The following is a 15,059-nucleotide window of genomic DNA, read 5'->3' on the forward strand; positions in this document are numbered from 1 at the left end:
CCAAAGCAAGTTCATGATGTTGTGCGCTATAATTAAACCAATTAAATAAAAGTATTTTTTCTTCATCGGTATTATTTATTGAGTTTTAGGCATATTTATTTTAATTGCTTACCTCTATTTCTATAATACAGCACTTCTTTTTCTGCCTGAAGGCTATCTAAGTAAAACCATTGATTCTTTGGAATCTTATAAATAACGCCAATTTCACATCTTGGTCTTCTTATTGGAGGACCACAAGGAAAATCATCAAAACAATATGAAACCCTTTTGATACTATCTGATTTATATATGGCATAGAACAATCTTTTTTTCGTTACAAACATAACGCAGGTATCTTTATAACCTTTTATTGTGTCGGTAAAAAACGTAATATCATTTTTATCAATCGTTTCATACAAATCATCTTTCAGATTATAAATTGCAACTATTGTATTTCCAATTTTCGCATATGCATCTACATATCCACTCGCATAGAAATCAGAAGCAAACACTTTCATTGCACAACCAATTTCACACCTATCTGGTCTATAAAATTGAATTGATAACAGCTTCTTTGATTTACCATTACTTTCCAATGAATCTTTAGCTTCTAATATAGCTTGAAGTAATGCTTTATTAAAAGGCTGAGACTTATTTTCTTTACAACTTCCCAAAAACATTGGTATTATTAAGATGAGAATAAGAACACGTTTTTTCATAATAAATAGTTTATTAATTATTTGGCATTATTTATTAATAACTAGTACAATTTCTTTCTGAACGAATTAATGCTTACTACCTCTAAAAGGTATCAATATAAATCTAAGCCAAAAAGAGGTACTAAAGGAATTGATTTTCATAGCAAAGTCTTTCTCTTAGCTATCGTATTTAAAATGAATGGAAAATGTTGTGTATAAAATTATAGGAAAGCAGACAACCATTTTTCAACCACAAACATAACAATAAATTTATTAAAATCACAACATTTCAACTGTTATAATATAATACTACCTCACAATTATTTTACTACTTCTCCCCCATCTCCCCATAAATTAAAAAAAATAAAGTAGCACAAGTCACGCAAATCACGCAAAACGCTTACAAACAACTGAATAACAATAAAATACAAGTGCGCGACTTTACAGAAAAGTCACGCACTTTTTGCATAAAGTCACGCACCCGGGCAAGCGGCAACTGCGGACGTTATTCTATCTCCACCACCCTGTACACCATCCCGCGGTGTACGCGGCGGCACGAAAACTGTTTTTTCAGGGTGCGACCAAGCGTCATGGCAGTGGTACGGGTACAGTTGAAACGTGGATTTCGGGCAGTAATACGATCAAGTATTTCGCTGCAGGTAAGCTCTTCGGACTCTTCATTGCCCCGTGGGCTGCGGAAATAGCTATGTATGGTTTCCACTTCGGGAATAACCTGCTGAAAACGGCTGTTGCTTTCGGTTATGTAGGCTTCCTCTTCGCGGGTAAACCAATAACGTTCCTGATTGCGGAGGGCTGCGACAGCCTGTGCATAAAGTTGCCGGTAATCAATCGGCTTTTGATAATCAATCACCCCATCTACTTCGATACAGATAAAACGCCTGCTACCGGTGGGGTCGGTAAGCGGGTCAAAATTATTACAAGTGGCGATAAACGTGGCGTATCTGCGCAGTTGCAGGGTGGCACTGCCGTGAGGCAGACGGGTTTGCACCACTGTTTTCTGCAGGATATGCTTGATAAACCCCTGATAGGAAGGACTGATGGAATCGAACTCGTCCATATTAATCAGGGCATAGCGATTCAGGGCAAGCTGAACGTCGCGCCGCTTACTGAAATCGACACTGTCGGTATAGTATTCCCGGAGTTCGGGTGGCAACAGGTTCAGGCAGAAGGTGGACTTACCGCACCCCTGGTCGCCTACCAACAAAGGTAGCGTGCTGTTTGCATGATTGCGGTTAAGTTGTTGCCAATGCGCAACCATGGAGAGGAACCAGGTATAAAACAGATCGCGCCAGCGAGGATTGTTGCACGGCACGCGGTCGGCCAGCTCACGAATCCGGTCTTGCCCGTCCCAGCTACCCAGGTCGAGCAAGTACTCTTCGATGGGGTCGTACACCGGCACATGGTTGGACTCCACATACCGCTTCACATCGGCATCCCACACAGGCAGCCCTTCGGCCAACGCATTTATGCAGATACTGTTTCTTGCCTCTTTGTCAAGGAGGCGGAAGTCGAAATAAAACGATTTCACCTCCCGGTACTCCACATGCCCCTTCACCGTATTGCGCCGCATCTGGTATCTGCGTTGCATAAATTCTTCTATCTGAGCCACCAGGGTCATGGACGAAGGAATACAGGGCTTTTCTCCGAATTTATCGGCCATCGTATATACATTCCGAAAGTTTGTGCGTATCACCAGTTCGTGTTTATGCATTTCGGAGTGCAGCAGAGTCCACTTCACCGCATCCTCTTCAGGGATGCCCGACCGATGGCAGTTTTCGGCCAGCCTGACCAGAAAAGGCATGGTGTCGTCTTTTTCCCAATCTATCTTACCTGTAGCATGGATGGCATCCCACAATGACGTGTTGAACAGCGCCGAAATAATCTGACTCCGTTTTAGCCCGGGCAAGAGTCGCTGCAACGGGTCGTTCATCGCCTCCCTCCGCTCCTCGTATGTTGGCTCGGGGGTAATGCTCAGGGGTTGTTCAATGCGGATGGATACCGCTTCGGGATTAAAGTAGAGCGCGGGGTCGTAGCTCATGCGGCAGCTATGGTCGAGCGATGGCTTTTTCAGCGCAATTTCGCGCTTCAATTGTGGCTGATACCAGTTTACTGCATCGCGATAAGCCTGCGCATGGAAGGTTTCGGCCATTCGTGTGGTTTGAGGCAAAGTGCCGTCTGTCAACGAAAAGGGAACAATGATTTTCACACTCTTATTGCTCGAGCCGATAAACGCCAGCAATGTTTGCGGCAGTCGGGATGCCTTTTCCCGTATTTGGGCGGCCTCGTTGTGTCCGGTCAGGTTGTTTACCTCCAGCGTAACCCAGCCGTTGTAGCAAGTCATCACCTGTTGTTCTCCCTTTCTGGTGAAAACTCCGCCGAATATCAGTCGGGGAACTTTGCCAATCAAGGGAATTGTGGCATCCGGATTGGCATACTTAAGCACATGTCGCATGGTTGATACCGGTCTGCTTTTGGTCTCTGTCTTCATCCCCTCTATCGCAGCCTCCAGCCTGATGGTGCGTTGGGTCTCTTTCTTGCCGTCGTTACGGAATTGTGTTATCTTCATACTTTTTTATCTGTTTATTAATTTTAGTAACTGCGCGGTTTGAACGCTGAAATTTGACTTTACGCAATATGCTGCGCATTCCTTTGTCGGCTTTAAAGCAAACACGTTGCGCTTTCATCTTTGACGGGGTGCACTCGTCGGGGGTATCAAACCCCTCACTGCTGGCCGAGATGGAAAACAGTCCGATATCCTCCAGGTAGACCGTATTCCCTTTCAAGAGATAGTTCCTCATCACATCTCCCAGCGCAACGACCGCTGCGTGCACATCGGCGGCATTAAGGGAACACCGGCTACAGATGTCTCTTGCCAATTCCTTAACCCCTACCTGCCCCGAAGTGACCGGCACACCATAATAGCGCACTTTTTCTTCATCGCCACTCTTATCCATTTTTGTTCGTACAACGTAATCTGTCATAACTTTTATTTTAATAAATTTATAATGAATGAATTCTCTCTTTACCCGGGTGTAGCCGCCCTCTACACCCGGATGTACCACAGCCTTCCATCCGGGTGTACGAGCGGTGTACACCCGGGTGAAGCGCTAAAGATACAGTAACAAATATACAAATTTTAAACCATTAAAACAAATTTAAAACGCCTATGAAAAGGAGTTATAAAGCATCTTTTATGTAAATTTAAATGACTACCAATAAGCCAGGCAGGGGTGCGTGACTTTTTTAAAGTCACGCGCTTTTTTAGCGGAAGTCACGCACCTATACACCACTGATTTACAAACAATTACAGCAGCTCCGCGTGACTTGCGTGACTTGCGCGACTTTTAAAAAACAATTATATGGAGAAATGGGAGAAAGAGATGGAGATGCTAAAGGTGGGGTATTTGCAAGGAACCGGCAAACAAAAAAGCTGCCACATCCTGAAATTCACCCATTTGAAGGCATTTTTCCGGTTGTGGCAGCTGTTATTTACCAGTTTTATGAGTTTGCTTAAATTTCTTTCGGTCTGGTTAGCGATTCAACGAACTGATCTCTCCATACTTTCAATTGATATAAATCGGGAACTTCAATCTCAGTTCTTCTAAGAATAATTAAACCATCCTTTTCCAGGTTATTCAGTAATTTAGAGACAGAAAGACGGGTTTCGCCAATCATCAATGCTAAATCTTCCATTTTAATTTTCAGCAGTTTCTTACCAGAAGGTCTTTCGCAACGATTTACCAGAAAATCTACCAGCTTTGTTTCAAGGCATTCACTTGAACTGCTCCATAGCTTTTCCTGAAGCTGCTGAACACGATTGGAAATAATATTCCGGAAGTTCATGCGGAATATCTCGTATTTATCAAGTTCGGAAAGAATAAATAATTTATCAACGGTAATCAAATCTACGTCCGACTCAGCAATATAATTGAATGCATAATTAGTATTGATTCCGAAAAGAGAGTGGAGTTCTATCAAACCCGGAACATCAGAGAATTCTTTCAGGACAAAATTTCCGCTCAAGTCATCCGACTCGATCATCAATTCGCCTTTAAGCAAAAAAACAAGCTGATTACAAAGATCGCCTTTCTTAAAAATCACACTACCGGCTTTGAATTTCTGGAAATGCAACTTCACCTTGCCGACGATTTTAGTAATTTCGTCTTCGCCCAATCCTTGAAAAAGAGGCATCTGCAATAGGGTCTCGTACATTGTATCCATAACATCACTTTTTGGAAAGAACAGTTTAATAGTTTAAGTTAAATCTGTTACAAAAGTATCGATAATATCTGATTTGTATCCATTTACCCCTTTTGCTTTTGTGTTTTTTATTGTTTCTTAAACATGATTTTTTCTAGATCATAATTTTTGTAAAATGCATAAAAATTTAGTATATTTGCATCGATAAATAATAAAAAATATGTTAGAAGCATTCGACTTTCAGGAGATGATTAGCGCATTTATTGTGCTTTTCGCTGTAATTGACATAATTGGATCGATTCCCATCATCATAAATCTTAGACAAAAAGGAAGAGATGCAAATGCCACAAAGGCAACCCTTTATTCTGCAATCTTATTAATTGGTTTCTTTTACGCTGGAGATTTGATGTTGCGTCTATTCAGGGTAGATATAGAATCGTTTGCAGTAGCAGGTGCAGTGATTATATTCTTAATGGCACTGGAAATGATTCTGGATATCGAGATATTTAAGAATACCGGGCCCATAAAAGAGGCCACTTTGGTCCCGCTTGTCTTCCCCCTGCTGGCAGGTGCAGGCTCATTCACCACTCTGCTGTCGCTCCGGGCCGAATATAGCAGCGTAAACATCATGACAGCCCTGATACTAAACATGATCTGGGTATATGTGGTTTTAAAGATGACAGTGAAGATAGAAAACTTTTTGGGGAAAGGCGGTATCTATGTAATACGGAAGTTTTTCGGGATTATTCTACTGGCCATATCCGTAAAGCTATTTATGGCAAACATCACCACTTTGATAACTAATTTTCAACAAGGGAATTTATAATGAGAGGTTGAAAAGGTCATTTTATAAGAGAAACGCTTCTGCAGTTATTGCAGAAGCGTTTCTCTTTTATTATACATTTAAAGAAAAAAACTGGATATCAAGCCAATATAACCAAATTTAAAAAAATAATTGACCGTACAACGGGAAAATAACTCAGGATTTACTATATTTGGAAACAACAGGTCTTAATTTGTACCTTAAACTTAATATTAAACCTTATAAAGCCCAATATAACTATGAGTTATCTGCGTTTTGATAAAACTCTCATGATCAATCTTGAGGAATCTTTGCCAAGAGAAATTCTTCGGGCCAACAGATCGGGAGCCTATCATTGTACAACAATCGTTGATTGCAATACGAGAAAATATCATGGATTGCTTGTGATTCCCGTTCCGGAACTTGGCGATGAAAACCATGTATTGCTCTCATCGTTGGATGAAACCGTTATTCAGCATGGTGCAGAATTTAATCTTGGCCTGCATAAATACCAGGGAGACAATTATTGCCCGAGAGGACATAAATACATCCGCGAATTTGATTGCGAAAATGTGCCTATCACAACTTACCGTGTAGGCGGAGTGGTACTTACCAAAGAGAAAATATTTGTTCATTTTGAGAACAGAATACTGATTAAATACACTCTGGTAGATGCACACTCGGCAACTACCCTTCGCTTCAGGCCCCTACTGGCATTCAGAAGTGTAAGAAACTACACCCATGAGAATCCATATGCCAGCCAGGAATATCAGGAAGTTGAGAACGGAATAAAAACCTGTATGTACCCCGGATATCCGGAACTGTTTATGCAACTGAATAAAAAAGCGGATTTTCATTTCGAACCCTGCTGGTATAAGGGTATTGAATATACCAAAGAACAGGAACGAGGATATGATTTCAACGAAGATCTTTATGTGCCCGGATATTTTGAGGTAAACATAAAAAAAGGAGAAAGTATTGTCTTTTCTGCCGGAACCACCGAATTTGAAACAGCAAATCTGAAAGATACATTCGAGCAAGAGGCTTACGATAGAACACCACGAGACAGTTTTTTCCACTGTCTTAAAAATTCTGCGCACCAATTTCACAACAAGCAGGGAGACAGGCACTATATATTGGCAGGTTATCCCTGGTTTAAATGCAGAGCACGTGATATGTTCGTTTCTCTGCCGGGACTGACACTGGCCATTGACGAGATAGACGAATTTGAATCGGCTATGGAGACTGCACAGGAAGCCATTCTGGACTATATAAATGACCGACCTCTGGGATGCAAAATATATGAAATTGACGACCCGGACGTATTACTCTGGGCAATCTGGGCATTACAGCAATATGCCAATGCTACTTCGCCCGAGCAATGTAAAGAGAAATATGGCTCTCTGCTTAAGGATATCATCGAATTTATACGTAAAGGGAAGCATGACAATCTGTTTTTACACGAAAACGGATTACTCTATGCCAATGGAACCGAGAAAGCAATAACCTGGATGAATGCTACCGCCAACGGATATCCAGTAACACCCAGAAGCGGTTATATAGTGGAGGTGAATTCATTATGGTATAATGCACTTCGGTTTGTAGCCGAACTGTTTAAAGATGAAACAAAGGATCACTCCTTTTTTACAGACTCACTGGAGGAGCTGGCAGAAAAAGCGGCAAAATCATTCATTGAGATATTCATGAACGAACATGGCTACCTCATGGATTATGTAAACGAACAAACAGCCGACCTGAGTGTCAGACCAAACATGATATTCACATTGGCTTTTGAATATTCGCCACTCGACAAAAGTCAAAAGAAACGTATACTCGATTTTGCAACAAGAGAACTGCTTACTCCTAAAGGCTTGCGCTCGTTAAGTCCTAAGAGTTTTGGATATAACCCCAATTATGTAGGGCCGCAAATACAACGTGACTATGCTTATCATCAGGGAACCGCTTGGCCCTGGCTTATGGGATTTTATCTAGAAGCATACCTTCGAATTTACGGTTCAAGCGGAGTCTCTTTTGTTGAAAGACAACTTATTGGTTTCGAGGAAGAGATGACTCAGCACTGCATCGGATCATTACCGGAACTTTTTGATGGCAATCCGCCATTCAAAGGAAGAGGGGCTGTATCTTTCGCAATGAACGTTGCATTGATATTACATATTTTAAAGTTACTTGCCAGGTACTATTAAGAGGAGGAAAAGAAGATGAAAGTGTTAATGTTTGGATGGGAATTCCCCCCTCATATATTAGGCGGCTTAGGAACTGCCAGTTATGGATTGACCAAAGGAATGTCTTTGCAGCCGGATATGGAAATTACATTCTGTATTCCAAAACCCTGGGGAGATGAGGATCAAAGCTTTTTGAAGATTATTGGTATGAACAGCACCCCGGTTGTGTGGAAAGATGTAAGCTGGGATTTTGTGAATAACAAGATAGGAAATTATATGAATCCGCAGGACTACTACGATCTGCGCGACCATATCTATGCGGATTTTAAATACTTGCACACCAACGAACTTGGATGTATAGAATTCTCGGGGCGCTATCCGGATAACCTGCAGGAAGAAATTAATAATTACTCTATCGTGGCAGGCGTTGTTGCCAGGCAGCAGCAGTATGATATTATTCATTCGCACGACTGGCTCACTTACCCTGCGGGCATACATGCCAAACAGGTTTCGGGAAAACCTTTGGTAATTCATGTTCATGCAACTGATTTTGATCGGAGCCGGGGAAATGTAAACCCCACGGTTTATTCAATCGAAAAGAATGGAATGGATTATGCCGACCATATTATGTGCGTAAGCGAGCTAACCCGTCAAACGGTTATCAACAAATACCATCAGGACCCTCGTAAGGTTTCTACTGTGCATAATGCCGTATCACCCTTGTCGCAGGAAATTATGGATATTGTTCCGAAGAAGAGTGCAAAAGAGAAAATTGTTACATTCCTCGGAAGGATCACTATGCAGAAAGGGCCTGAATACTTTGTTGAAGCCGCAGCAATGGTGCTTCACAGAACTAAAAATATACGTTTTGTGATGGCTGGCAACGGAGATATGCTGAATCAGATGATCAGACTGGTAGCCGAAAGAGGCATTGCAGACAGATTCCATTTCCCCGGATTCATGAAAGGGAAAGAGGTGTACGAAGTGCTCAAGGCAAGCGATGTGTATATTATGCCATCCGTATCGGAACCTTTCGGAATATCACCACTTGAGGCTATGCAGGTAAGTGTACCTACAATTATATCCAAACAGTCGGGATGCGCGGAAATATTGAACAATTGCATCAAAATGGACTATTGGGATATTCACGCAATGGCAGATGCCATTTATTCAATCTGTACCTATCCTGCAATGTACGAGCATTTAAAAATAGAGGGAAAAAAGGAGGTTGATGAAATAAAATGGGAGAATGTAGGATACAAAGTACGTTCTACTTACGATAGCATTTTACAAAAAAACAGATACTAACAAATTGAGATAATTATGAAAACAATATGCTTTTACTTTGAAATACACCAGATTTTTCATCTGAAGCGATATCGTTTCTTTGATATAGGAACCGAACATTATTATTACGATGAGTATTTAAATGAAACAAAAATAAGCGACGTAGTAGAACGCTCGTATAAACCTGCTATCAAAACGCTTATCGAAATGGTAAAAAACACCAACGGGGCTTTTAAAGTGGCTCTTGGCATTTCGGGGGTTGCACTTGAACAATTGGAGATGCGCGCTCCATGCGTGATAGATTTGCTAAAAGAACTCGCAAATACGGGAGGTTGCGAATTTGTTTCAGAAACATATACTAACGGGTTGTCTTCATTGATTGACGAAGTATGTTTCAGAAATGAGGTAACACGGCAATCTCAGAAAATAAAACAACTGTTTGGCGTTCAGCCAAGTGTTTTCAGAAATACCGGCATGGTTTATTCTGACGAGATAGGAAGTATTATTGCCGATATGGGATTTAAAGGGATATTAACAGAAGGGGCAAAACATATTTTAGGATGGAAAAGTCCGCATTATGTGTACCACAGCGAACAAAACCCCGAACTGAAAATATTATTCAGGGATTTTAAACTTTCAGATGACATTAGTTTGCGTTTCTCAAATCACGAATGGAATGAGTATCCCTTGTATGCCGATAAATACATAGGATGGATTGATTCAATGCCGAAAGAAGAAAAAGTGATTAATATTTATATGCCACTGGATGCTCTGGGGGTTTATCAGCCTCTTTCTTCGAATATTCTGGAATTCTTTAAGGCAATACCTGCATGTGCTGCGGAAAAAGGAATAACGTTCTCTTCACCGTCTGAAATAATCGCTAAATCGAAATCCATATCTCCTATAGAGGTTTTATACCCAATATCTTGTATTGACGAGGAAAGAGATATCAGTGCTTGGCTGGGTAATGTGCTGCAACGGGAAGCATTTAATAAATTATTCAGTGTTTCAGAGAAGGTCAGGTTATGCAACGACAAAAGAGTTAAACAAGACTGGGATTATCTGCAAGCATGCGATAATTTCAGATACATGTCTACCAAACATACAGGTTTAAAAATAGACAGAGGTATTTACGACTCGCCTTATGATGCTTTCTCTAATTACATGAATATTCTGGCAGATTTCATTAACAGAGTAAATGCCCTGTTCCCTGAGGATGTTGAAAATGAAGAGCTGAACTCGCTTCTGACCACCATAAAGAACCAAGGGAAAGAGATTGAGGCACTACACAAGAAGATTGATATACTGGAAACTAAAGCCGCAAATGGTGAACTAAAAAAGAAAAAGGAGAAAGCTGAGAAGTCTGCTACAACGAAATCGAAAGCTGCTAAAGCTGCAGAGAAATAGACTTCCGGAAAATAAGAGTACAAAAAAAAGCAGTTCAATATGAACTGCTTTTTTTGTATCGTGTAACTGATTATTCTTCTACTTTAAGCTACTGTAAATAACTTCCAGCTTCAGTTTATTATCTTTTCCACCTTTTAATTGCACATATCCCGGTTTCAAATCATGACGGATTGAGATCATGCTATTGTTCGAATCAAAAGTAACCGCAACCGGAACAAGCATCATATCTTCAGTTAAATCTGGTGATATATTAGATTTATTTTCGCTAATGCAAGTTGTTACAAGCCTTTTAATATTATTGAATACGTATTGATTATTAGAACTGGAGAAAGTAGCAATATACGAAGTTATATTGTCTGTTAACATATTGTTCTCAAAGAACTTCTGCATATCTTTTGCACGTACCAGCAACAGGTATTGCGGGGCTTTCATTCCAAACTGGTTTGAAGTTTGGGAATTATATGCGTTAAATGCCAATTTAACCGAGTTGAGCGTGTCTTTCTCTAAAGTGTTTGCTATCTGACCAATTGGTAATTTCACCTTTGTAAAGAGGCCTGCAGGCGATTTAATCAGCGTATGATCTGTTATCTTAGCCAAATCTTCCAGTTTCTGATCGTTAGTAAAACGATTTGCCTGAATCACCTCTTTTGTGGAACCAAACATAGCAGTGGTAACATAGGTGGAATCTTCGGTTTCGTACCCCTTCTGCTTTCTCTTTATCGGGAATTTCCCTAAGGAGTCTGCCGCATACATCTTGAACGAAACGTTTAAGTGAACCTGATCTATGAACAAAACCGTTCCATCTCCATGATCGCACTTTACATAAAGTCCTTTAAATGCTTTTGCAAATTCATCCTTAAAGTTTTTACCCTGAGCTTTTGACGTCTGGAATAATTTAATAATTGAATTGGCTTTAGCCAAAGGATAGCTCAAGCTTATTGAAGGGTAGTAAGTAGATGATTTTCTGGTTGACTCAGCCACAGAAAGATCAACTGCGGTATATGCTTTCTTCCCAATTAGCCCTGTGCTGCTGTCATAGTACTGCAAAGGGTCAATACTGGTATAGTATGTATCTTGATTTTGCTTGGAAAGTTCCTTGTTCAGTTCATAAACACTTAACCGGCAAGCATTAAGGGAATCACCAAAAAAACTTGTATAGTATAAATTAATACTTGAAGCAGTAGCCTCGTATTCTTTCTGAGCGGCTTTGGGATCTACAGGAACCATTCTTTCCAGGGGAAATTCGAATTGTTCGGTACAAGTAAGCTGAGCCAGGAAATCGGCATCGAAACTTCCAAAGTTCGGATCGGTATACTTTCCTAAATAGCCCATACTTGTTTTTGCGTAAACCGGTCCTGCAAGTACCGTTTCCGTACTGACATCAAATGTTTTAGCACCAAGAGCAATCACATCACTATCGGGCATCATGCTTAAGCCCAAAGTATTTGTAGTATCGTCGCAGGAGAAGAGAGAGAAAACGAGCAAACTTGCCCACAAGTATTTCACTTTCATAATTATTATCGGTTAATTTCTATTTTCCAGCTTCCCAGACTTTATCATAAAAGTCGTTGAAAGCATCGATATAAGTGTCTGGTGATTGGAAATCAAGAACAGGAATGTCCTTCCCCCGGGCATAATCCATAACTTCCTGATTTACCTTTTCACTGTTTTGAATCACTCCATCCGAAAAATCAACTGCTAGTTTCATCAACGCCGCATAATCAACTTCACCCTGAACAGAAGATAAATCATCATCAACAATTCCTTTCAGTTTCAGTTTGTTTGTAAAGTCAGCCGAAAACTTGTTTTTAAAATCGTTTTCATAGACAGAAAATACCACTTTTGCATCACGGAAGGAAGGTTCGTCTTTATACACTTTCTTAATATAAAGCGGTGCTAAAGCAGTCATCCATCCATGACAGTGTATTACATCGGGAGTCCAGCGAAGTTTCTTTACTGTTTCAATTACTCCTCTTGCATAAAAAATAGCGCGGCTATCATTGTCATCATACTCTACTCCATTTTCATCCATCTCCTGAAGTCTGTGAAGAAAATAATCATCATTGTCAATGAAGTAAACCTGCATTCTGGCCGATTGGATAGAAGCAACTTTAATAATTAACGGATGATCAGTATCGTCAATAATCAGATTCATACCCGAAAGACGAATCACTTCGTGCAGCTGATTTCTCCGTTCGTTAATATTTCCCCACTTTGACATGAATGTCCGGATCTCTCTTCCCTTCTCCTGAATGCCCTGCGGAAGAAACCTTCCAACATTAGACATTTCAGATTCAGGCAAGTAAGGAGTAATCTCTTGTGTAATAAATAAAACCTTGTTAGCCTTCATTATAAAAATCCTTTCTCGTAAACATTCTGCAAAGATATAAAAAAAAATGCGCATTTATGCAAGTTTGAGACGTTATTATAATCTTATCATTTGTTAACTCGCTATCATTCAACCCTTAATGTTTATTTCGGCAGATTGACAAAGAAGTATTCTGTTAGATAAATTTCCAAGTTTTCTTCTTTATGTGATAAATAATAGTTTATTTTGCACCGTTTTTCTAAAACGACAGGTTAAACAATCAATATCAAAATGAAAATTATACATACTATCAGTGAGTTACAATCTGAACTTTCTGTTCTGAAAACTCAGGGTAAAAAAGTAGGGCTGGTCCCTACAATGGGCGCTTTGCATGAAGGACATGCCTCTTTGGTTAAGCGCTGCGTAAAAGAAAATGATGTGGCCGTAGTGAGTGTGTTTGTGAACCCCACTCAATTTAACGATAAAAACGACCTGTTAAAATATCCACGCACTCCGGAAGCCGACTACAAGCTGCTGGAAGCAAATGGATGTTCTATTGTTTTTGCTCCTTCAGTTGAAGAGATGTATCCGGAACCTGATACCCGCCAATTCAACTTTGCTCCATTAGACTCTGTTATGGAAGGAGCTTTCCGACCGGGACACTTTAATGGGGTTGCACAAATTGTCAGTAAACTTTTTGACGCAGTTAAACCTCACCGTGCTTACTTTGGTGAAAAGGATTTCCAGCAACTGGCTATCATACGAGAGATGGTTAAACAGCTTCAATTCAATATTGAAATTATTGGTTGTCCAATTGTCCGTGAAGAAGACGGCCTGGCATTAAGCAGCCGCAATGCACGATTATCTGCAGAAGAACGTGAAATAGCATTAAAAATATCTCAAACATTATTTAAAAGTCGTACCTTTGCAGCGGATCACTCAGTGAGTGAAACAATTCATTTCGTTGAAAACGAAATTGCTGCAGAAAAAGGGCTACGCCTGGAGTATTTTAAGATTGTAGACGGAGATACGTTACAAGATTTAAAAGACTGGGCGGATACAGATTATGCAGTGGGCTGCATCACAGTATTCTGTGGAGAAGTCCGACTGATTGATAATATAAAATACAAAGGGATTTAACTAAAAAACAAGCCTTATGATGATTGAAGTAATGAAGTCGAAGCTGCACTGTGTGCGTGTAACCGAGGCTGATTTAAATTACATGGGTAGTATTACAATTGACGAGGATCTGATGGACGCCGCCAATCTTATCGCCAATGAAAGGGTACACATTGTAAACAACAATAACGGGGAACGCTTTTCAACCTACATTATAAAAGGTGAACGCGGATCGGGCAAAATTTGTCTGAATGGCGCTGCAGCCCGTAAAGTACATGTAGGAGATATCGTTATAATCATGTCGTATGCAATGATGGATTTTGAAGAAGCAAAGAATTTTAAACCAATTGTTGTATTTCCAGATTCGACAACAAACAAACTGGTTAAATAGATCTTTATCAATACTTATAATAAAAAGCCTGCTACGTAATTCAATCAAGTAGCAGGCTTTTTGTTTTATCGAAAGACTCTTTCATTTGGCAAATACGCCCAAATGTTGAAGCAGCACCTTTACTCCGATACCTATTAATATAAGACCACCCCAAAGTTCAACCCTCATATTGTGTTTACATCCGAAGAAAATACCAAACAGCAACCCGGATATGGATATAATGAATGATACCAGACCGATTATCAATATCGGAGAAATGATTTTATCAACACTATTTATTCCGACAAAAGCATAAGAGACACCAACAGCCAAAGCATCCAGGCTAGTGGCAATTGCCAGCGTGAAAACCACTTTCAGATTGGATGGATTAAATTCTTTCTTACAATCTTCTTCTTTAAATGATTCCCAAATCATTCTTCCGCCAAGAAAAGCAAGAATAAGGAAGGCAAACCAATGGTCTACGTTTTCTATCAGATGACTAAATCTGCTGGCTCCCAGCCAACCAAAGAAAGGCATCAGCCCCTGGAAAAAACCAAAGAAAAAGGCCATCGTCAGAATTGTTCTCCAACAAACCTTCTTCAACATAATACCGCTTGCAATTGATACTGCCAGACAATCCATGGAAAGCCCGATTGCAATCAGCCAATTTTCTAAATTTGTCATA

The 15,059-nt window shown here is 40.2% G+C and carries 14 protein-coding genes; 7 read left to right on the top strand and 7 right to left on the bottom strand.

What is annotated here, in order from left to right; genetic code table 11:
• Window positions 1-95: 95 nt before the first annotated feature.
• From ABWU87_RS07430 to ABWU87_RS07440, 3 genes are all read right to left on the bottom strand, one after another.
• Complete coding sequence (locus tag ABWU87_RS07430; protein ID WP_353334355.1) at window positions 96-698, bottom strand: hypothetical protein; 603 nt, start codon at window positions 696-698, stop codon at window positions 96-98.
• A 484-nt stretch (window positions 699-1,182) separates the two neighbouring features.
• Window positions 1,183-3,264: a BT4734/BF3469 family protein gene (locus tag ABWU87_RS07435; protein ID WP_353334356.1), complete on the bottom strand. Its 2,082-nt coding sequence runs from the start codon at window positions 3,262-3,264 to the stop codon at window positions 1,183-1,185.
• The gene (locus tag ABWU87_RS07440) at window positions 3,242-3,679 is read right to left on the bottom strand and encodes an HU family DNA-binding protein (RefSeq protein ID WP_353334357.1); all 438 of its coding nucleotides are present in this window, start codon (window positions 3,677-3,679) and stop codon (window positions 3,242-3,244) included. Before ABWU87_RS07440 ends, ABWU87_RS07435 begins: the two co-directional genes overlap by 23 nt.
• A gap of 386 nt (window positions 3,680-4,065) precedes the next feature.
• Here ABWU87_RS07440 and ABWU87_RS07445 point away from each other — a divergent pair, with 386 nt between their 5' ends.
• Window positions 4,066-4,212: a hypothetical protein gene (locus tag ABWU87_RS07445; RefSeq protein WP_353334358.1), complete on the top strand. Its 147-nt coding sequence runs from the start codon at window positions 4,066-4,068 to the stop codon at window positions 4,210-4,212.
• Here the strand turns inward: ABWU87_RS07445 and ABWU87_RS07450 are convergent.
• The gene (locus ABWU87_RS07450; protein ID WP_353334359.1) at window positions 4,209-4,919 is read right to left on the bottom strand and encodes a Crp/Fnr family transcriptional regulator; all 711 of its coding nucleotides are present in this window, start codon (window positions 4,917-4,919) and stop codon (window positions 4,209-4,211) included. The genes ABWU87_RS07445 and ABWU87_RS07450 overlap by 4 nt on opposite strands.
• Window positions 4,920-5,118: 199 nt before the next feature.
• Between ABWU87_RS07450 and ABWU87_RS07455 the strand changes: the two genes are divergently transcribed.
• The 4 genes from ABWU87_RS07455 (at window position 5,119) to ABWU87_RS07470 (ending at window position 10,577) form a co-directional block, all read left to right on the top strand.
• On the top strand, window positions 5,119-5,724 hold the full coding sequence (locus ABWU87_RS07455) for a MarC family protein (protein ID WP_353334360.1): 606 nt from the start codon (window positions 5,119-5,121) through the stop codon (window positions 5,722-5,724).
• Window positions 5,725-5,960: 236 nt separating this feature from the next.
• Window positions 5,961-7,904 carry a glycogen debranching enzyme N-terminal domain-containing protein gene (locus ABWU87_RS07460; protein WP_353334361.1) on the top strand — a complete coding sequence of 648 codons (1,944 nt, stop codon included), beginning with the start codon at window positions 5,961-5,963 and terminating at the stop codon, window positions 7,902-7,904.
• A 15-nt stretch (window positions 7,905-7,919) separates the two neighbouring features.
• Window positions 7,920-9,191, top strand: coding sequence for a glycosyltransferase (locus tag ABWU87_RS07465; RefSeq protein ID WP_353334362.1), 1,272 nt, complete (start codon window positions 7,920-7,922; stop codon window positions 9,189-9,191).
• A 15-nt stretch (window positions 9,192-9,206) separates the two neighbouring features.
• A complete protein-coding gene (locus tag ABWU87_RS07470) occupies window positions 9,207-10,577 on the top strand; it encodes a glycoside hydrolase family 57 protein (protein ID WP_353334363.1) in 1,371 nt (456 codons plus the stop codon).
• Between the two features lie 78 nt (window positions 10,578-10,655).
• Here the strand turns inward: ABWU87_RS07470 and ABWU87_RS07475 are convergent, their stop codons facing one another.
• Both ABWU87_RS07475 and ABWU87_RS07480 read right to left on the bottom strand, forming a co-directional pair.
• Window positions 10,656-12,089, bottom strand: coding sequence for a DUF4270 domain-containing protein (locus ABWU87_RS07475; RefSeq protein WP_353334364.1), 1,434 nt, complete (start codon window positions 12,087-12,089; stop codon window positions 10,656-10,658).
• Window positions 12,090-12,108: 19 nt separating this feature from the next.
• The gene (locus tag ABWU87_RS07480) at window positions 12,109-12,930 is read right to left on the bottom strand and encodes a glycogen/starch synthase (RefSeq protein WP_353334432.1); all 822 of its coding nucleotides are present in this window, start codon (window positions 12,928-12,930) and stop codon (window positions 12,109-12,111) included.
• A gap of 246 nt (window positions 12,931-13,176) precedes the next feature.
• Between ABWU87_RS07480 and panC the strand changes: the two genes are divergently transcribed.
• Both panC and panD read left to right on the top strand, forming a co-directional pair.
• A complete protein-coding gene (gene panC, locus ABWU87_RS07485) occupies window positions 13,177-14,025 on the top strand; it encodes a pantoate--beta-alanine ligase (protein WP_353334365.1) in 849 nt (282 codons plus the stop codon).
• 16 nt (window positions 14,026-14,041) lie between these two features.
• Window positions 14,042-14,395: an aspartate 1-decarboxylase gene (gene panD / locus ABWU87_RS07490; RefSeq protein WP_353334366.1), complete on the top strand. Its 354-nt coding sequence runs from the start codon at window positions 14,042-14,044 to the stop codon at window positions 14,393-14,395.
• Between the two features lie 81 nt (window positions 14,396-14,476).
• Here the strand turns inward: panD and ABWU87_RS07495 are convergent, their stop codons facing one another.
• Window positions 14,477-15,058 carry a manganese efflux pump MntP gene (locus ABWU87_RS07495; RefSeq protein WP_353334367.1) on the bottom strand — a complete coding sequence of 194 codons (582 nt, stop codon included), beginning with the start codon at window positions 15,056-15,058 and terminating at the stop codon, window positions 14,477-14,479.
• Window position 15,059: the final 1 nt, after the last annotated feature.

The organism is Bacteroides sedimenti, from assembly GCF_040365225.1.
Classification (GTDB): domain Bacteria; phylum Bacteroidota; class Bacteroidia; order Bacteroidales; family Bacteroidaceae; genus Bacteroides; species Bacteroides sedimenti.